The sequence below is a fragment of the Parafilimonas sp. genome, assembly GCF_051953455.1.
In the GTDB taxonomy this organism is placed as follows: domain Bacteria; phylum Bacteroidota; class Bacteroidia; order Chitinophagales; family Chitinophagaceae; genus Parafilimonas.
Window position 1 is genome coordinate 51,108 of sequence record NZ_JBQCIT010000036.1, and the last position, 19,642, is coordinate 70,749.

Below are 19,642 nucleotides of genomic sequence, written 5' to 3' on the forward strand. Positions count from 1 at the left end.
TGGAGCACAAGGGAGTGACACAAGGGACGATGCCATAACTTCATTAGCCGGCAACACAAATTATTTCAAAAAACAGCTTGCTGTTTTCATATTAAATCAATCAACAAATGCAACGCAGACATTTTATGCAGCAATCGGCACTTGCGGGAGCTGCCTTAATAACATCATCGGCAGTGAAAGCGCAATCAAAAACCGTGGCCGCCGATGCACCATTTCATTTAAATTATGGCATACATGATGGCATGTTTAAAAACAGCGCCGGCAACGATTTTATTGACCAGATAAAGTATGCCTACGACCTGGGCTTCAGATCTATTGAAGACAATGGCCTTACCAGCCGCCCGGAAAGCATGCAACAGAAAATTGGCGATACACTTGCCAAACTGGGAATGAAGATGGGTGTATTTGTGGTGGACAAAGGTGGCAATGGCGCCAATACATTGGCATCGGGCAAGCAGGAATACGTTGATATCTTTTTGAAAGGATGCCGCCAGGCGGTTGACGCCGCCAAACGCGTAAATGCCACCTGGGTTACCGTGGTGCCTGGTGATTTTGACAGGCATAAATCGGTTGACATGCAAACCGCTAACGTAATAGAGGCTTTGCGCAAAGGTGCAGAAATACTGGAACCTGCCGGCTTAATCATGGTGCTGGAATCGTTAAGTGATACGCCTGATTTGTTTTTGCGCGATATTGAACAAACCTATATGATTTGCAAGGCGGTGAACAGTCCTTCCTGCAAAATATTATACGATATGTATCACATTCAGCGTAACCGCGGCGACATTATTCGCCAGATAGATGATTGCTGGAGTGAGATTGCTTATTTCCAGATTGGTGATAATCCCGGCCGCAAAGAGCCCGGTACCGGCGAAATGAATTACAAAAATATTTTTAAGCATATTTATGATAAAGGCTATAAAGGGGTGATGGGCATGGAGCATGGCATTTCCAAACCAGGCAAAGAGGGTGAAGCGGCGCTGGTGAAGGCGTACAGAGATGCAGATGATTTTACATAGAGAGATGATTGGTTGATTAGTTGAAAGGCAGGAATTAGGAATTGGGGAATAAACCCGTGAATATGTGGACGAATAAAGCAAGTTGAAAGGTTGGTTAGTTAGAAGTTTTAAAAGCTTGTGAATTGAATTTGGTTATTTGTGTTTAACACTTATTTTTGCCGTCCTTTTAAAGGAGGTGAGGTGGATGAGTGGCTGAAATCAGTAGTTTGCTAAACTGCCGTACGGGTAACTCTGTACCGAGGGTTCGAATCCCTCCCTCACCGCTGGAAACAGAAGTCCAAACGAATCAAAAGCCTGTAAATCAATTGATTTACAGGCTTTTTTATTTTTCCTACTTTGTCAGAAAGCTCCAAAAAAAGGGACTAAAAAGGGACTCCTGACAAAATTTGAAAAACGGGGTACCTTTTTCTTTGTAAACGGATGATAATCAGTATCCGCTGGCAGTTTTGCCGGCGGCAAGCATAAAGCTTAAAAGGGTATATTCAGAAAAGTAACGGTAAATCACGCCTGTAGGCAGAAGCTAAAGGTTGATCCTTTACCCAACTCACTTTCCAGCCAAATTTTTCCCGCTTGTGCTTCGATAAACTCTTTGGAAATGGCAAGTCCTAACCCGGTTCCTCTTTCATCACTGCCAGGTACTTTAAAATAGCGATCGAATAATTTAGGCTGAAATTCCTGTGCAATACCTTTACCATAATCTTTCACCGAAAAAACAATACTATCCGCTCTTTTATAAACAGCTATTTCTATTGAACTGTTTTCTGATGAGTATTTAATTGCGTTAGTTAGAAAATTATTAAGTACCCATATTGTTTTATCCTCATCAACTTTTATTAAAGGCAGGTTGTCTTCGACATAATCCCGAATGCTGATGTTCTTTTCTTTTGCATGGGTTTCAACAGCTTTTATTGCGCTTTCAATAATCTTTTTTGGATGAACTTCTTTTAAGCTTAATTGAATTCTTCCCGCTTCAACCTGCCCCATATTTAACAATTCGCTCAGAATTTTTAGCATACGCAGGTTATCCTCTTTGAGATTTTTAATCAGCTCTTTTTGTTCGTTTGATAACCTTCCCGTGCGCTCATCTCCCAGCAATTTCAAACTAAAATCCGATGCCGCTAAAGGTGTTTTTAATTCATGGGAAACAGTGGCGATGAAGTTGGTTTTTGCTTCATCAAGTTCTTTAAACGAGGTGATATTTTTTGCAACAATCACTTTGCTTTGCATTTCATTTTGCGCTACATCGATAACTTCTTTTATAAAATAGTTTTCCCGGTTTTGAATAACTATTTTAAACGGTGCTGATGAATTGTTTTCCATCAAGAATTTAAAAAGATCATTTCTTTCAGCCACATCAGTTGCTTTTTTACCGACAATATCTTCATTACGCATATTAAGTAACTGCAAAGCCTGCTCATTCGCAAATAAGACCACACTATTTTTATCTAACCCTATGCTCGCATCTCTTAAACTGTTAATTACGCTTTCTGCGCGGCTTTTTTCAAACATCAGTTTATTCAGGTTGCTGTTCTCAAAATATTGTAACCGCGCCGCCATTTCATTAAAGGCATCTGCCAGTTTTCCAAACTCATCTTTATTATCAAGGTGAATGCGGTGCGCATAATTTTTATTGGAAATTTCTTTAATTGATTCCGTAAACCGAAGAATAGGTTTTGTAACTATGGATGGAAAATTGAGCAGGAAAGAAAATGCAATTAAAAATACCAAACCACTTAATAAAGAAATAATCGTAAAAGCTTTATCAGCAGATTTTTGCGCCGTGTTGTTTTTATATTGAATGGCCTGCATATTTAGCTGTAATATTTGCTGCAGCTGCATTTCAGCTATATTAAGTTGCTGTTTTACAGTGTCGCCGTTTTTTATTTTATTAAAGGTAGCGCGTAATGAATCGGTTACTTTTTTTTCACCGGGTTCGGTTACATTGTTTTCCTGTTTTTCCAGGTTCAGCTCAAAACTATCTCTGGATTGTGTAAGGCCAGCCTCAATGCTGTTAAGGGCTTTTTGCATATTATGGCAATACGAAAGACTTTCATAATTATCCTGCAATACACGCTTGGCATCATTTTTTAACCGCCCGAGGTAATAAATGCTAAAGACGCCTGTTAACAGCAGTAGCAGGAACAAAAAAGCAGTTCCGTACCATATCTTCTTTTTAACTGTAATTGCCATCAGGATAAAATAACAATGTCAATATTATTTTTTGAAAGTGTTTTAAGCAACTGATTAAATATACCTGTTCTTAATATTACCTGCAGCAGATTTAAATGCGGTTTGCCCAGGCAGATGGTGGTAATATTATTTTCTATCGCAGTTTCAATAATGGTTGCAGCAATATTATTCTCTTTTTTTTGAATGATTTCGGCGCCGAGCTCTGTAGCATTTTTAAAGTTATTGATTAAATGCCTTTGCGCTGCCAGTTGTATTTTATCTGCAGATTCTTTTGATGTTTGCACATATAAAACAAACCATTTACTGTTGTAATAGGAGGCCAGCCTGGCAGTTTTACGAATAATGCGTTGCGCAATTTTATGATTGGAAGAAATGCAGGCTAAAAAACGTTCGTGCCGGAAAGGTGTTTGTTTAGCCGTTATTTGATAATCTACCTTGCGTTCAACCTGGCCGGCCACTTCCTTTAAGGCCAGTTCCCTTAACTGTAATATTTTTTCGGGTTGAAAAAAGTTGGTTAACGCCTGTTGAATTTTTGTATGATCATAAATTTTACCTTCTTTTAAACGGGCTATTAATTCATCTGCAGGCAAATCTATATTCACCACTTCATCTGCAAGCTGTAATATTTTATCGGGCACACGTTCCTGTACATCAACACCTGTTATTTGCTTTACTTCGTTATTGATGCTTTCAATATGCTGGATATTGATGGCAGTAATCACATTAATGCCGGCATCAATAATATCCAGCACATCCTGCCAGCGTTTTTCATTTTTACTGCCGGGAATATTGGAGTGCGCAAGCTCGTCAACGATCACAACATCGGGATGCAATAACAAAATTGCATTTACATCCAGTTCGTCTAATCTTTTTCCTTTATAAAAAACTTCTCTACGTGGAATAACAGATAAACCTTCAAGCAAATCCTGCGTTTCTTTTCTTCCATGCGTTTCAACCAAACCAATTTTTACATTTACGTTGTTGCGTTGCAATGCATGAGCCTCCTGCAAAATGCGATAGGTTTTACCAACACCAGCACTCATGCCAATGTAAATTTTCAGGTTGCCTTTTTTAGTATGTGATGCAATGTTTTCGATGATGATCTTTTTTTAATTGTCTAAACCGGGATTTATCTGATTTTAGGATTCACCTGATTAATTATACTATTCAACTTGTTTCAATCTTTTATCAAATTCAAGAGATGTCTCGTTACCTCGACATGACGTTCAGAGAGTTTCAATTAATATAAACATTTCGAATATCAATGTCATTTCTACGACAGGAGAATGCGAAGCTTCATTGAGACAATTAAAAATCAAAATGACCGAAATAAATCTCCGAATTCATGTTGTATTAAATACTAAAGTCTCTGCATTAAGTTAAATCCTGCAGATTTCAAATCAAATAAATCATGGTTCAGATAATTTATCCAACGCAATATTTAATTTCAACACATTCACTTTTAATGGGCCAAACAAACCAAGCAACGGGCCATCTGTATGTTCGTCAACCAAAGTGTTGAGTTTACTTTCATCAATATGTCTTATTGATGCGATGCGCTTAATTTGAATTTTTGCGGCAGCAGGCGATAAGTCAGGATCCTGGCCGCTGCCGGAGGCTGTAACTAATTCTGCCGGAATATCTTTTTTGTTTACGCCCGGATTGTGTACTAAGAAGGTATCGATTCTATCCTGCACAGTTTTTAAATAATCAGGATTTGAAGGACCTTTATTTGAACCGCCTGATCCTGCTGCATTATAATCAACTGCAGAGGGACGTGTATTGAAATATTTATCAGCTGTAAATTTTTGCCCGACAGCTGCATAACCTACTACTTTACCATTTACTTTAACGGTTTCACCATCGCCGCCGCCAGGTGTAAGCCTGCCAATGCCGGAAACCAATAAAGGATATAGCACCGAGCATAATACCAGTAATACAACTGTGAGTTTTATTGAAGGAAGAATATATTGTTTCATAATTGTGAGATGTTAGATGTAAGAAGTAAAATGTTTTTTGAGAGATGTGAGAAGTAAGATGTTAAATGAAATTCTATCTTTAGTAAAATATTTTTCATGCCTGATAAACCACATAAAAAACTTGATGCATGGAAACTTAGTTTTGAATTTGTGAAAGAAATATATTTTGTTACCGAGGTATTTCCTTCATCTGAAAAATTTGGATTGACTTCACAACTGCGAAGAGCTTCTGTTTCTATTCCAACAAATATTGCAGAAGGCGCAGGAAGAAAATCTAAGAAAGAATTTATAAATTTTCTTAGCATAGCATTAGGTTCAATTAGTGAAGTTGACACACTATTGTTGTTATCTAGAGATTTAAAACTTATACAACCAGAATTAACAGATGAATTATTAATAAAACTTGATGTCATTGGAAAATTAATTTTTGGATTAATGAAAAGCCTTGGATATAAAAGCGAAGCTTGAATTAATAACATCTCACTTCTTACTTTTCACATCTCACTATTTTATAAAAACCGTTATCAACATATCAAGCAGCTTGATGCCGATAAACGGAACTATTATGCCGCCTAAACCATATATGAATAAGTTTCTTCTTAACAATGCGCTGGCCCCAATAGGTTTATACGCAACACCGCGCAATGCAAGCGGTATAAGCATCGGAATGATGATGGCATTGAAGATAACCGCTGATAAAATGGCTGTTTGCGGACTTGTTAGATGCATAATGTTTAATGCATTTAACGAAGGAATTGATACAATGAATAAAGCCGGGATGATGGCGAAATATTTAGCCACATCATTAGCAATGGAGAAGGTTGTGATGGTACCTCTTGTTATTAAAAGTTGTTTTCCTATTTCAACCACTTCAATCAATTTTGTTGGGTCGTTATCCAAATCAACCATATTGCCTGCTTCCTTTGCAGCCTGTGTGCCGCTGTTCATGGCAACACCCACATCAGCTTGTGCAAGAGCTGGTGCGTCGTTGGTTCCATCGCCCATCATCGCTACCAGTTTACCACCTGTTTGCTCTTGTTTGATGTAGTTCATTTTGTCTTCAGGTTTTGCTTCAGCAATGAAGTCATCAACCCCGGCTTTTTCTGCAATGAATTTTGCCGTTAGCGGATTATCACCCGTAACCATCACTGTTTTTACACCCATTTTGCGTAAGCGTTCAAAACGTTCCTGTATGCCCGGTTTAATAATGTCCTGCAGTTCAATAACACCGGTTGCTTCATCATTAAAACTTAATACCAGCGGCGTTCCGCCATTGCCCGCTATTTCTTTTGTTTTATCAATAATGAATGGTGATATTTTATTACCGGCGCTTTCAACTTTATGTTTGATGGCATCGAATGCACCTTTGCGAATCTGTATACCCGGCATATCAATGCCGCTGCTTCTTGTTTCGGCTGTAAACTCAACAAAATGCGGTTTGCTCTTCTCCAGGTTAGGCTTTGCAAAACCCTGTGTTTGGGCCAGCTCAATAATTGACTTTCCTTCAGGTGCTTCATCTGCCAGTGATGCCAGCACACAGGCTTCTATGAATTTCTTTTCATCCTGGTTTTTTTCAACCCAAAAATTGGTTGCTTTACGGTTACCGATGGTTATGGTTCCTGTTTTATCTAACAATAATGTATCAATATCACCGGCTGTTTCAACTGCTTTACCACTTTTTGTAATCACGTTGGCCCGCAATGCCCTGTCCATACCGGCAATGCCAATGGCACTTAACAGGCCGCCAATAGTTGTTGGAATTAAACAAACAAATAAAGCAATATAAGCGGCAATACTGATGCTGGTGTTGGCATAATCTGCAAATGGTTTTAAGGTTACGCAAACAATAATGAAGATGATGGTAAAACTTGCCAGCAAGATGGTTAATGCAATTTCGTTGGGAGTTTTTTGTCGTGATGCACCTTCCACCAATGCAATCATTTTATCTAAAAAACTTTCACCAGGTTCTGTTGTAACACGCACTTTAATTCTGTCGCTTAACACTTTGGTACCGCCTGTTACTGAAGATTTATCACCACCGGATTCACGAATTACAGGTGCGCTTTCACCGGTGATGGCGCTTTCATCTATCGTTGCAATGCCTTCGATGATTTCACCATCCATGGGTATTGTATCGCCGGCTTCGCAAAAAAATACATCTCCTTTTTTAAGCGCTGATGATGACACGATTTTTATTTCGCCAACAAATGTTTCGCCTACGCTTAAAACTTTTTTCGCCGGTGTATCCTGTCTTGTTTTGCGTAAACTATCGGCTTGTGCTTTGCCTCTTGCTTCGGCGATCGCTTCTGCAAAGTTGGCAAACAAAACGGTGAAAAATAATATTGCTGTAACGGTTATGTTGTATGCTAAGCTGCCTTGCGATGTTTCGCCCATAGCGATCCATACACAAACACCAGCCATAATCAGTGTGCCTATTTCAACCGTAAACATTACAGGGTTTTTTACCATGTAACGCGGTGATAATTTTATAAACGATTCTTTAAAAGCGCCTCTTAATTGAGTAGCATCTAATAATTTATTTGATTGCTTGTCTGACATTTTAATTGATTTTTTGGTGAGCTGTAAGCAGTGAGCAGTAAACTGTTTTTCTATCTTTAGAATAAAACTTGTTTATGAAACCACACAAAAACCTTGAAGCCTGGAAACAAAGCTTTAATCTTGTTAAAGAAGTATATCGAATTACTAATTCATTTCCTTTAGAAGAAAAATTTGGATTAGTGTCACAACTCAGGAGAGCTGCAGTATCTGTTCCAACAAATATTGCAGAAGGTGCAGCAAGAAGGTCGAAAAAAGAGTTTATCCAATTCTTGTATATAGCAGAAGGCTCATTAAGTGAAATTGATACATTACTTGAATTATCAATTGCACTCAATTTTATTATCATTGATTTATCTACTTCTTTATTTAATACTTTGGAAAACATTTCAAAACTTATAATTGGTTTAATTAAAAAACTTAATTCGCAGCAATAAACCGTTTACCGTTTACTACTAACCGTTTACTTTTAATGATGCATGCTGAAGTATTCGGCTATCGGGCCCAGCGCTAACGGTGGAAAATAGGATAACGCAGTAACGATAACGATAACTGCAATCGTCATTATACCAAACGTTACACTGTCTGTTCTTAATGTACCGGCTGTTTCGGGAATATATTTTTTACCGGCCAGTGAGCCTGCAATAGCAAGCGGACCAATAATAGGAAGAAATCTTGCCAGCAATAAAACAATGCCTGTTGTAACGTTCCACCAAATATTATTATCACCCAACCCTTCAAAGCCACTGCCATTGTTAGCGTTTGCCGAGGTATATTCATATAGCATTTCGCTGAAGCCATGATAGCCGGGATTGTTTAACCATGCTGAAGGCTGAACCGCCCAATTTGCATTGGCATGATGTACTACCATGTACGCCGCAAAAGCAGTTCCCGCTTTAATTAAGAAAGCTGAAAGCAATGTGACCAATGCTGCAATCTTTATTTCTTTGGCCTCTACTTTATGGCCTAAAAATTCGGGCGTTCGCCCAACCATTAAACCAGAAATAAATACAGCAATGATGATAAAAATGAAATAGTTTAAAAGGCCAACACCCACGCCGCCATATAGTGCGTTAATCATCATGTCCAGCAGTACAACGCCACCGCTCAAGGGCATCAAACTATCGTGCATACCATTTACAGAACCATTAGAGGTGGATGTGGTGGCAACACTCCAGTATGCTGTAGCAGCAGCGCCTATCCGCACTTCTTTGCCTTCCATGGCACCGGTTGCCTGCGCTATGCCGAGCCTCGTAATTTCAGGGTTGCCCTGCGTTTCAAAGTAAACGTTGTTGATAACGAAAAGCAGGTAGAAGCATGTCATTACACCAAAGATTAGCCAGGCCAGTTTTTGCCTGTTGATATAATAACCCATTGCAAAAATTAATGCGATGGATATTATGGTGATGCTCCAGGCTTCAACTATATTAGTAAAGTAATTCGGATTTTCAAAAGGTACCGACGAGTTAGCGCCAAAGTATCCGCCTCCATTGGTGCCAAGCTGTTTAATGGCTATTATACCTGCAGCAGGACCCCTTGATACATGTTGTGTATCGCCCTGCAAGGTTACGATGGTGTCTTTGCCTTTATAGCTTGTTGGTGTGCCATTGAATGCCAAGATAACGGCCACTATAAGCGACAGTGGTAGTAATATTCTTGTAATTGATTTGAGAAATATGCTCCAGAAATTACCGAGGTTACCGGTAGTTTTTTCTTTAAATGCATTGAACAGGGCCACCAAACATGCAATGCCTGTTGCAGCGCTTACAAATTGTAAAAAACAAATAACAAATGTTTGGGTTAAGTAGGTGAGTCCCGTTTCTCCTGAATAGTGCTGGAGGTTGCAGTTTACAACAAAGCTAATAATAGTATTAAAAGCAAGATCGGGGGTTTGGCCTGGATTACCGTCAGGGTTTAATGGTAATTTATCCTGGAACACCAACATAAAAAATCCATACACAAACCATACAAGATTAATGGTGAGCATGGCTTTGAGAAATTCTTTCCAGTTCATGCCTTTGGTTGGATCGATACCACAAACGCGAAAAATAAAACGTTCGATTGGATGCATAAAATCCATCAGCGTTCTTTCTCCGCTGAAAACATTTGCAATGTATTTTCCCAGTGGAATGGCTAATAAAACGGTTAGTAAAAATGTGATGATTACACCTAATATTTCAGAGTTCATTATTATAAATTTTTGTAAGCAGTAAGTAGTAGGCAGTGAGCAGTTTACCGTTTACTGCTCACTATTCACTTGCTAAAATTTTTCCGGTTTTATTAATACATATAACAGGTAAATAAAAACCGCGATGGAAATGATTAATAGAATATTGTTTACCATGGTTTAGATTTTATCAAAAAATTGAATTGATTTATAACAAAGCCAGAATAAAATGAGGCCGCCGATGAAACATTCAAGTAATAGCATAATTTTTATTTTATTGATGTATAATAATTTTGATAAGATTGCTGCCTACTGCAATACCTAAAATGAAACCATCTACAATGGTTGCAGGATGTATTCGGTTTTTAAACAAATTCCATTTCATATACTTAATCAAAATGTAGTTTATGCATGATAAACGCTATCAGTGTTAATAATATCGCAACACCTACTACGATCAGAAAATCTTTTAAACGTGGTTCATACGGTTTCATGCTTGTGGTAGTGCCAAAGAAGTGCCTGTTTACAAGTAAATTTTTTAACAGGCCTGAAGCATGTGCTGCATAAGGGTTTCAGGTTTTTAATTGTCAAAAGCCTGTATATACCAAAACAGAAAACCCTTTCATTTTGAAAGGGTATATTTTCAAAATGAAAGGGTGAAGTCCAATCCCGAATCCCTTTGGGCAGGCCTGCCTAAATGGAAGAACTTATAAACACATAGTAATTTGAAGTTGCTGGCTAAAATTGCAGTTTATTCTTTTCCTCCATAAAGGAAGAAGTTAGGCGGGTGCTATAGTTGATATTCTTCCAACTTTCTATATAAGGTTGTTAGTCCGATTCCTAAATATTCCGCAGCTCTTGTTTTGTTGCCTTTTGTATACTGTAATACTTTTTGAATATGTTTTTTTTCAACACTCATCAAGCTCAGGCTTTTTAAAGAAGGCGCATTGTCTTGTATTTGGATTTCGTAAGGCAAGTGCTCTGGCAGGATGGAATCATCTGCTAAAATAACAGCCCGCTGCATCACATTCCTCAACTCCCGGATATTTCCTTTCCATGAATAATTCTTTAAGAGATTTAAAGCTTCTTTACTTAATTGAATATTGCCTTTGTTTTCTTCGTGTGCATAGATATTGATAAAATGATTTGCCAATGCGGGGATATCATCAACCCGTTGTCTTAACGCTGGCAGATGAATGGAAAAAACATTTAAACGATAAAACAAATCTTCCCTGAAGGTTGCTTCTTCAATAGATTTTTTTAGTTCCTTATTTGTGGCAGCAATAACGCGAACATTTACTTTTGATGCCTTCGTATCGCCTAGTTTTATAAACTCGCCGCTTTCCAAAACACGTAACAGTTTTGCCTGCAAATCAATATTCATGTCACCAATTTCATCTAAAAATAAAGTACCTCCGTCTGCTGCTTCAATTAGGCCTTTCTTTTCTTTAACAGCGCCGGTAAACGCCCCCTGTAAATGACCAAACAATTCACTTTCCAGCAACTCTTTTGAAAAAGTACTGCAATTAATGGCAACAAATGCTTTGACGCTTCTTTTACTGCTGTTATGTATTGCATTTGCAAAAATTTCTTTACCTGTTCCTGTTTCTCCTGTAAGTAAAACAGTAGCATCGGTTGCTGATATTTTTTTGGCAAGAGCTATAGCCTGGTGTATTGATTCACTTTTACCTATAATTCTTTCGAAGCCGCCCGTATGATCTTTAATCTTTACAGATGTTTTTTTATTGAGAATAGCTTTATTGACAGCCTGATGTAACAATGGAATAATTTTATCATTATCATCCCCTTTTAATAAATAATCAAAAGCGCCGTTTTTCATTGCCCTGATACCATCCGGTATATTTCCATAAGCTGTTAATAAAATCACTTCATAAGATGGGTATTTTGTTTTCACCTCTTTAATAAAATCAACGCCACTGCCATCGGGAAGTTTTACATCACATACTATCACATCAAATTCCTGCCTTTGTAAAACTTTAGCAGCAAATTTTAAATTGCCAGCCTGAAAAACGGTAAAGCCTTCAAGGCTTATTATCCGTGACAGCAGGCTGCGAAGCTTTTCCTCATCATCTATCAGTAAGATATTTCCATTCATAATTGCAAAGATGATATATTACAAATGAAGGTAGATACCAACATCTGGAAATCTTCTGATATGCTTTTAGTTGTGAAAGAATCATACCTCCTGGCGGGAAAATAATACCGCAACATTATAATAGGGCCGCGGCTATTATCCGAAAATAGGAGCATAGCTCCGCTAAACAATACCTTATAGGAGAATAAAGCAGTAGCCGGTACAACCCTCTAACCCGGGAAAGCTTGCAACTTCGCCATATCTATCATAAAGTTTACTGCTTTTATTATCATCAATTAAAATCTTTCATAAAAATTCCTGCCTTAAGCTCTTTACCCGTTGAAATTGATGACGGATTTAAATAGTTCTTCGGAATACCTTCCGCGGTTATTTCATTCAATATCACCTTTCCGGTTTTTTGAATATTATTTTCTGTGGGTTTATTTAAGGTATCGGGTTCAATTATGTCACCATTAAATCCTAAATAATATTTATTATCAGCAAAAACCGAATTACTAAAAATATAGTTCTGCCGTGTACCTTTATAGCCAACGATAGCATAATTGCTGTTGGCTATAATGTTATTCCGAAATATGAAAGGAAGCCCGGCATCTTCCCCATAACCAAACCAAAATGCAGCTTCATAAGCGCCATAGATAATGGAATGAGTCAGTGAAAAATCTTTCACGTTTAAAAAACTTAATACTGCATTTTTGCAATTATAAAATATACAGTGATCGATATGAATACCTTCCCCTTGTGCAAAAATGGCCCCCTGTATGGCAGCGGAATTTTTTTCGCCTATAAAATAGCATTGCGAAATCTCCAGGTTTTTTAATGCTTTATCTTTTCTTTCAATTGCATAGAAATATTCTGATGACGGATTAGGATTACCTAAGAATTTAATTCCCTTTATACTTACGTTATTTCTTTCAATCTCTATAGCAATGCTGGCGTGCTGCAGTTTTCCGGCCCTGTTGCTGTCTGCAGTTACTTGTATTACCGGCATTTTTACGGGTAACCAGTTCGTGTCGTCAGGCATTATTAATGCTTCGATTGAGTAATTATTTACAAGCCCGGAACCTTCAATCAATAACGGGCGGGTAAGCGTATATAATCCCGGCGCTAATTTTATCACAACGTCCTTCTTATCCTGAAACTTATTTGCCCTGTTAACGGCATCTTCAATACTTAACAACGGTTCTTCCCTAGTTCCCCTGGCAGAGGGTTTACCACTGTTTACATCCACAAATAATATTTGTGCAGATAAGTGTTTACCCGAACAAAAAACTGCTATTATCATAAACAGATACTTCATCTATTCTTATTTAAATATTGTTTGCATCTTTTAAAACTTACTTCATCTTTTACGTATAACCTAATGAGCCTGGCGCAGGCGAATCCTATGTTTAAGCCTGCAAATTGATGAAGGAATAAATCCTGTGTTGTACAAGGTTTTTAAATGCGGTCTTAAAATATTTTTAAATATAAAATCACAATGCAAATGCCAAGACATAAATGCATGTTTTTAAATGATTTAGAAATGAATATTCAGGTAAACTGTCCGATACTGAACATTTTTTGCACGCACCTGAACATGTTGGAGATGTATTATGTGGTTGCTCATCTTATTAATTCAATGGCATAACAAGAAGGAGATTCGGGAAAGAAGAATTTGGTACATTAGCTTTGATAGCATGGATTTTCTGCTGCAATTACTGATTTTGGAAAACTTAATTCAACAAAGATGCCATTACCGCTGTGACATAAAGTCCCGCTGACAATCGCCATTGCATGATGAAATTGCAAAGAATTGTAGCTATGCAACTAACTTTCATTAATGCCAGCCATTAGGGCACATATCCATAATGCAAGGGAAGATCAGCAGCACCGGAACGCCTCATGTATGTAAAATCAACCCGAAAATTGCGGAGGGGATTACAATAAAGCTCTAAAAAAAATCTTTACTAAACCGGAACGATATTGAAATACCGATATCCATTCCACCACCAGCGCCATTTACAGAATTTATTCCTTTCAATGATTTAGCTTTCTTTGACAGGCTTTGTTATTCAATTTTACCGGAATATAAAGGTGCGTTTGCTGGAGGTTCGATGGTTATTTCCTGGATACCTGGAAGAAAAATAATGAAGCCTTCAATGACAGCTTATACGGCCTGATGATTATTTTGAATATCCAGCCGGTGTTTTTTTTGGGTTTCGTTACAATCTTATTTGTAGGTGGTAGCAAAAGTTTGCAACTTTAATCAAAAAGTCTTGATGGATACAAGCGAAAACAGGAATCAAAAGGCTGCCGGGCCTGCTGATTATCTTGCCAATGAACGGACGTTTTTAGCCTGGATACGAACCAGCATAGCACTGATGGGTTTTGGATTTGTCATTGTGAAGTTTGCGCTTTTTATACGGCAAATCACAGCCGCTCTTGGAGAAAAGGTTCCAGTACCAGCAAAAGGTTATTCTGCCGTGATTGGAGTAACAATGGTTGCTTTAGGCGCCCTCATGGCAACATTTGCTTATATCCGCTACCGGAATATAGAAAAGCAACTTAATAGTAACGCTTATTTTCCATCCCGCTGGCTCTCTGTTTTGGTAACGCTGGGCATAGTGATTGGTGCCATTCTGCTGATTTTTTACCTCTTACCTAATATCAGGTAGTGAAATGCTTAACAACAAAGGGGCGTACCGTAACTATCCCTTCATCACTTTATTTACAAGATCCTTCATTTTTTGCAGGCCCGTAATAGCAATATGTAATGCATCCTGTTTCTACTAGGTTCAATTGATTTTTATAAAAAGAGCAGCTAATAGCTGCTACGTATTTTATTATTAAAGCAGAAACCATTTATAGTACAGATGGTTGAAGTACTGGATTGTGATGCAATAACCGTACAAAAAAATTCCGGATTAAATCAAAGACTATTCAAAAACTTAATCAGCTTAGCCCTTTCTGCAGCTGATAAATTCATGAACTGTTCTTTTGCTTTTTCAGCTTCGCCGCCATGCCATAAAATAGCTTCTTCAATGCTGCGGGCACGGCCATCATGCAGGTAATAAGGTGTTCCGTTTGTTTTGGGAAAAAGGCCAATTCCCCATAAAGGCATGGTGCGCCATTCGCTGCCGCTGGCATCAAAATCGGGGCGGCCATCGGCTAAACCAGGCCCCATATCGTGCAGTAACAAATCAGTATAAGGATGAATACGCTGGTTGGATAATTGCGGTACGGCAAAATCAATCCCTGTTTGCACGGTTGGTATATGGCATTTGGCGCAACTGATAAGCGTAAACAATCTTGCGCCCTGCACATTACTGCTGTCATTCACATCGCGGCGGGCGGGCACTGCCAGTGTTTTAATATAGAATGTAACAGCATTCAATGTACTGTCGGGCAACTCTATTCTGGTTTTTGTTTGTGTGTATTGAGATTGCCCTTTACTGCTTTCATCGGGGAGTAAATAACTGGTTACGCCCATATCCTGCTGATAAGCCACAGCAACCTGTCTTTGAATAGTGGTGGTATTGGCTTTTAAACCAAACCGCCCCAATTGCTTTTTATTTACAGCGGTATCAAAAATGTAATTGGGTTTCCCGCTTATGCCGTCGCCATCTTTATCGCTTTCATCAGCAAAAGACAAAATGGTGCTTTCGAGAATGTTTTCCAGTAAGCCTGCGCCAAAAACCGGCGGCGCTAATCTTGGTGATAAATAATAAACCGCAGGTAAAGGATAATAAGGGTTTTGTAATGTGTATGCTGGCACACGCAATGTTACAAAGTTCCCATCGGCATAATTAACTATGCTGTCTTTATAACTAATATCAATATGTGCTTCGGGCTGCACGCCAAGTAAGGCTTTATCCTGCACCTGGAAACCATAACCCTGAGCGCTCAGCGGCGCACCATGTTCATCCAAACCGGGAATGCTTATCCTGAACAACAGCGATGAATTCTGAAAGCCTGCTGTGGGCGTTCCTTTGCCATCGTTATGATGACAGGAAATACAGGAAACATTATTGAAAATAGGGCCCTTGCCGCCGAATAGGGTTGAATCTGCAACGAAGGTTTGTTCAAAGTTTTGATCGCCCAAACCGTGCACGATAAGGTCTCTTCCGTTTAAGCCATCAATTTCGTGTGTAAAAGCCTGCGATGAAACATCGAATACCGTTGCGGCACCACCGCTTAGCCTGTCATCATAACCTGAAGCAGGAAAGGTATCTGCCCTGTTGCACATAACAAAGGCTGATACGATACCCATCAGCAGCAACAAGGTTTTCAAACTCTTTATCACAATGTTTTACTTAATTAGTTTTTGATGTTTGCCAGCAGGAATGGCTGTAACTCTTCTTCCAATACATCCCTTACTTCGCCAATAGCGTCCATTAAACCCTGCAACTGTACCCTTTGTTCAAAAATGGCTAATTCAAAAGAACCATTAACAGTGCTGAATGCATTGATGGCGTTTTCAAATTTTTGTTTTATCTGGTTATCCAGGTTTTTGTTCATAGACGAGACAATATTTGTTAAACCAATTCCCTGTGTTTTATATTTTCCGAGATAAACATTGTAAGCGCCCTGAATATTATTTTTGAAATCCACCATTGAATTTTCAGAATAAGGAGATTCAACTTTATTTGAATCATTTTGAATAAACGGCACAAAAATTTTACCCTCATCCTCATCAGAATGCCCTACTTCATTACAAATACCAATCATTCCGTCATTCAGTGCAGTAAAGAATTCATAGTAAGTGGAGAATGCTGAACTTCCGTTACCGGCAGAAGTTACTTTATCGGTGTAGCCGCCTGTCCATTCTGCATGCAAAGCACCGCAAAGGTCTTCCACATCTGCAGAAAGGCTGGTTAAGTATTTAATTTCCCTGCCGGTAAATTCTGCGGCAGCTTTATTACTGTTTACACCCCACAACATATATTCTATGGGATGAAAGCCACGCAAAGTATAATCGAGTGATTGAATATCTGCAAGGTCAAGCGGGTGGTTGGCTTCATCAGCAAGTAACACGTTCATTTCTGAATAATCGGTTGGCCAGGTATCCATTTTAGGATCGTACTCATTGTCTTCAACGGGTCCAAACAAAAAGCCTTCTGATGTTTCCCAAATTACACGTAAATCCTTCCATGCCTGTTTACAGGTGGTGAGGTTGGCATCGCTTTTATCGGCAACAAATGCATTTACGGCTGTGTTTAAAGCAGTGGCTGATGTAGCCAGGTCTGCATAAGTGGCCAGCGCTACATTTGTTCCGAAATTACCGGCAACTGCGGCTTCTGTTTCGCCGAGGTTATCAGTTGGTGCGCTATTGTTATCATCTTTACTGCAACCTGCAAAAACCAACGCTGCTAAAGCGATAACTGCTAACTTATTTTTCATATGCTATTTTTTATTTTTTTATTTCCACATGTAATTCGCCAATAGTCATTTCCGGTTGGCATAACGCATCTTATAGCGCATTTCATGGTTTAAAATTGTTTATGTGAATGTTTAAAGTGTTATTGGAAATCGTTGTATCAAAATGTTGTAATGGTTGTTCTGCCGGGCCTTTTCTTACGTTGCCCTGTTTGTCGAAATCACTGCCATGCAGGCTGCAGTGATAGCCTTTACCCGTTGGCGTTAACTGGTTATCCTGGTGCGTGCATTGTAATAATAATGCCGTGTAAGAATTATCTGTATTTTTTTGAACCGCCACATCAAAATACCAGCCGTTGGGGCGAACGATCTGTAATGCATTCTTATCAAATAAATTCAACGGTATATTGAGGGCACCATTCGTAATAGCTGCTTTATATACTGATGAAACCGGCGAACAGCTTTCCAGTTGCAGCCAGGAATAACCTGCTGCGCCCAGCAGGCATATTTTACAGGATGATGATAAAAATTTTCTTCGTTGCATAATTTATCTGAACCGGATTTTATAAGATTACCTGAGTAAGGGCATTAATATTTTTTTTCCATCTTTAATCAACCCGAATCTTTGTTCTGACTAAAATGAATACCCTATCCCAACATTTAAAAACTGGTTACTGCGGCTATACGGCAAAGCGTTTGGCGGCGGATTAATTACCAGTGCCGGGTTTTGCGGCCCTGTATGCTGCAGGCGCACATCAGCTTTTATAACAACATTTGGAATGGGCAAATAACTAAAACCGGCAATGATCTGCGTTTGCTTTTCTGTGCCATCGTAAATGGCTTTTGGCGGCGAAGGCAGGTTTGAATTAAGATCGAATATTTCGCCGCGAACGAATGTGATGAACTGTGCTGTTTTTTGCTTTTTGTATAACCAGTCGTAACCTGCTTCTGCATAAGCGCCATACATGCCGCTGGCAACGTTTTTTGCATAAGCCGTATTCACTTTATCAGCATCGGGATAGGCAACATAAACGCCTAAAATTTTTCCGCTGAAACCATTTCTTGCATACTGAATATCTGCTTCACCTAAATAGAGTGGTGTGCCGAATGCTCCATTATCCAAATCAAGGCTATCGGCGCCACGCTTACTTAAACCTACAGTTCCGCCCATATAACCGGAAACCTGGAATTTAAAATCTGAAATATTGTATTGCACAGCAGCCGTTAAACCGAGGTTATTGGCAAAAGCATTGCTGCCAAGGCCACGGCCATCCCTGAAGCCTGAGCCATGCTGAAAATTGGCGCTGTTCAAACCATTCATTATGCCGATGTCATACGTAATCGGAATATTATTGAGTGTGCCGTAAAATGCCACGCCAATCTCACGCCATGTTGCGGGAATAATTAATTGTTCAACCAATGGCCTTTCAACACCATTAAAATTTACCGGTAGGTGATTTTCGTTTAAAATGCCCATGCGTGGCAAAAACAAACCTGCTACCAAATAGTTTCTTGAATTAAAATTAAATTTCAAAAAGGCTTGCTCCATAGAAATATCGCCGCCTATAGAGTTGTTGCTTTCATCGCTGTTGCTGCCGGCAACAACGGCGTTTTCTAATTCCATTTCTGTAAAAAGGGAAATTTTATCGTTGAAACGATGGCCGACAAACAATACAATTCTTTCTAATGAAACATTGGATTGCCGCTGATAAAAATTTCTTTGATAAAATGCATCGCCATAGCCGGAAATAACAGTTTTGTTTTTGCCTGTTCCGTAATTCAGCGAGTCTTCATTCGTTAGTACAAGGTTTTGTGCATTGGTTCTGAATTGTGCATTTGATGGTAAAGTGAATAACAGTAATGTAAAAGTTGCAGCAGTAACAATACTCGGTTTCATGGGTCGCAAATGTAATTGCTCACTCAAAACTACATTTACGAGTCTGGGAAGGCGATTTACGAATTTGGTAGCTTTCTGTTATAATGAAGCTGTGTTTTATTAAAGTTGTCCGGATGTATGCACTTTAACGATTACGAATTCAAAACCTTTTCGGAATTTTATCCAAATTAGATTCTAATTTCTTCAGAATTCAGTTTTTATTTTCAGAATGAAAATATTGATAATCCAAGACGAAAAAGAACCTGCCAAAAGCATCGCCGGATATGATGCAACGGCTAAACCAGGACTGTATGAATATGACTGTATAAAGGCGCTAATATCAAAGGGTAAATGTATGAAGCCGGAGTAAACGGCAAGGACTTA

The 19,642-nt window shown here is 38.7% G+C and carries 16 protein-coding genes and 1 tRNA gene; 5 read left to right on the top strand and 12 right to left on the bottom strand.

Annotated features, from left to right (window positions below; translation table 11 throughout):
* Window positions 1–107: 107 nt before the first annotated feature.
* Complete coding sequence (locus ACTHN6_RS14300; RefSeq protein ID WP_440436449.1) at window positions 108–1,019, top strand: hydroxypyruvate isomerase family protein; 912 nt, start codon at window positions 108–110, stop codon at window positions 1,017–1,019.
* 174 nt (window positions 1,020–1,193) lie between these two features.
* Window positions 1,194–1,282, top strand: a tRNA-Ser gene (locus ACTHN6_RS14305).
* Between the two features lie 238 nt (window positions 1,283–1,520).
* Here ACTHN6_RS14305 and ACTHN6_RS14310 read toward each other — a convergent pair.
* The 3 genes from ACTHN6_RS14310 to ACTHN6_RS14320 form a co-directional block, all read right to left on the bottom strand.
* Window positions 1,521–3,209 carry an ATP-binding protein gene (locus tag ACTHN6_RS14310; protein ID WP_440436450.1) on the bottom strand — a complete coding sequence of 563 codons (1,689 nt, stop codon included), beginning with the start codon at window positions 3,207–3,209 and terminating at the stop codon, window positions 1,521–1,523.
* Window positions 3,209–4,312: a sensor protein KdpD gene (locus tag ACTHN6_RS14315; protein ID WP_440436518.1), complete on the bottom strand. Its 1,104-nt coding sequence runs from the start codon at window positions 4,310–4,312 to the stop codon at window positions 3,209–3,211. The genes ACTHN6_RS14310 and ACTHN6_RS14315 overlap by 1 nt, the downstream gene beginning before the upstream one ends.
* Window positions 4,313–4,618: 306 nt before the next feature.
* Window positions 4,619–5,188, bottom strand: coding sequence for a K(+)-transporting ATPase subunit C (locus tag ACTHN6_RS14320; protein ID WP_440436451.1), 570 nt, complete (start codon window positions 5,186–5,188; stop codon window positions 4,619–4,621).
* Between the two features lie 96 nt (window positions 5,189–5,284).
* Between ACTHN6_RS14320 and ACTHN6_RS14325 the strand changes: the two genes are divergently transcribed.
* Window positions 5,285–5,656: a four helix bundle protein gene (locus ACTHN6_RS14325; RefSeq protein ID WP_440436452.1), complete on the top strand. Its 372-nt coding sequence runs from the start codon at window positions 5,285–5,287 to the stop codon at window positions 5,654–5,656.
* Window positions 5,657–5,692: 36 nt separating this feature from the next.
* On the opposite strand, the gene kdpB is transcribed toward ACTHN6_RS14325, so the two are convergent.
* Window positions 5,693–7,747, bottom strand: a complete 2,055-nt coding sequence (gene kdpB / locus ACTHN6_RS14330; protein ID WP_440436453.1) for a potassium-transporting ATPase subunit KdpB — start codon at window positions 7,745–7,747, stop codon at window positions 5,693–5,695.
* A 74-nt stretch (window positions 7,748–7,821) separates the two neighbouring features.
* Here kdpB and ACTHN6_RS14335 point away from each other — a divergent pair, with 74 nt between their 5' ends.
* Window positions 7,822–8,181: a four helix bundle protein gene (locus tag ACTHN6_RS14335; protein ID WP_440436454.1), complete on the top strand. Its 360-nt coding sequence runs from the start codon at window positions 7,822–7,824 to the stop codon at window positions 8,179–8,181.
* 32 nt (window positions 8,182–8,213) lie between these two features.
* Here the strand turns inward: ACTHN6_RS14335 and kdpA are convergent, their stop codons facing one another.
* The 4 genes from kdpA to ACTHN6_RS14355 all read right to left on the bottom strand — a co-directional run bounded on the left by kdpA (window position 8,214) and on the right by ACTHN6_RS14355 (window position 13,324).
* Window positions 8,214–9,932 carry a potassium-transporting ATPase subunit KdpA gene (gene kdpA, locus ACTHN6_RS14340; protein ID WP_440436455.1) on the bottom strand — a complete coding sequence of 573 codons (1,719 nt, stop codon included), beginning with the start codon at window positions 9,930–9,932 and terminating at the stop codon, window positions 8,214–8,216.
* 72 nt (window positions 9,933–10,004) lie between these two features.
* Window positions 10,005–10,088 (bottom strand): K(+)-transporting ATPase subunit F, encoded by an 84-nt coding sequence (gene kdpF / locus ACTHN6_RS14345; RefSeq protein WP_440436519.1) that lies wholly within the window; start codon window positions 10,086–10,088, stop codon window positions 10,005–10,007.
* A 613-nt stretch (window positions 10,089–10,701) separates the two neighbouring features.
* The gene (locus ACTHN6_RS14350; protein WP_440436456.1) at window positions 10,702–12,027 is read right to left on the bottom strand and encodes a sigma-54-dependent transcriptional regulator; all 1,326 of its coding nucleotides are present in this window, start codon (window positions 12,025–12,027) and stop codon (window positions 10,702–10,704) included.
* Between the two features lie 271 nt (window positions 12,028–12,298).
* Window positions 12,299–13,324: a right-handed parallel beta-helix repeat-containing protein gene (locus ACTHN6_RS14355; protein ID WP_440436457.1), complete on the bottom strand. Its 1,026-nt coding sequence runs from the start codon at window positions 13,322–13,324 to the stop codon at window positions 12,299–12,301.
* A 961-nt stretch (window positions 13,325–14,285) separates the two neighbouring features.
* Here ACTHN6_RS14355 and ACTHN6_RS14360 point away from each other — a divergent pair.
* Complete coding sequence (locus ACTHN6_RS14360) at window positions 14,286–14,681, top strand: YidH family protein (protein WP_440436458.1); 396 nt, start codon at window positions 14,286–14,288, stop codon at window positions 14,679–14,681.
* 254 nt (window positions 14,682–14,935) lie between these two features.
* On the opposite strand, the gene ACTHN6_RS14365 is transcribed toward ACTHN6_RS14360, so the two are convergent.
* The 4 genes from ACTHN6_RS14365 to ACTHN6_RS14380 all read right to left on the bottom strand — a co-directional run bounded on the left by ACTHN6_RS14365 (window position 14,936) and on the right by ACTHN6_RS14380 (window position 19,279).
* On the bottom strand, window positions 14,936–16,309 hold the full coding sequence (locus ACTHN6_RS14365) for a di-heme oxidoreductase family protein (RefSeq protein WP_440436459.1): 1,374 nt from the start codon (window positions 16,307–16,309) through the stop codon (window positions 14,936–14,938).
* Between the two features lie 14 nt (window positions 16,310–16,323).
* Entirely contained in the window at window positions 16,324–17,406 is a 1,083-nt protein-coding gene (locus ACTHN6_RS14370) for an imelysin family protein (RefSeq protein ID WP_440436460.1), read from the bottom strand.
* A gap of 82 nt (window positions 17,407–17,488) precedes the next feature.
* Window positions 17,489–17,926: a ubiquinol-cytochrome c reductase iron-sulfur subunit gene (locus ACTHN6_RS14375; protein WP_440436461.1), complete on the bottom strand. Its 438-nt coding sequence runs from the start codon at window positions 17,924–17,926 to the stop codon at window positions 17,489–17,491.
* A gap of 90 nt (window positions 17,927–18,016) precedes the next feature.
* Window positions 18,017–19,279 (bottom strand): hypothetical protein, encoded by a 1,263-nt coding sequence (locus tag ACTHN6_RS14380; RefSeq protein WP_440436462.1) that lies wholly within the window; start codon window positions 19,277–19,279, stop codon window positions 18,017–18,019.
* Window positions 19,280–19,642: the final 363 nt, after the last annotated feature.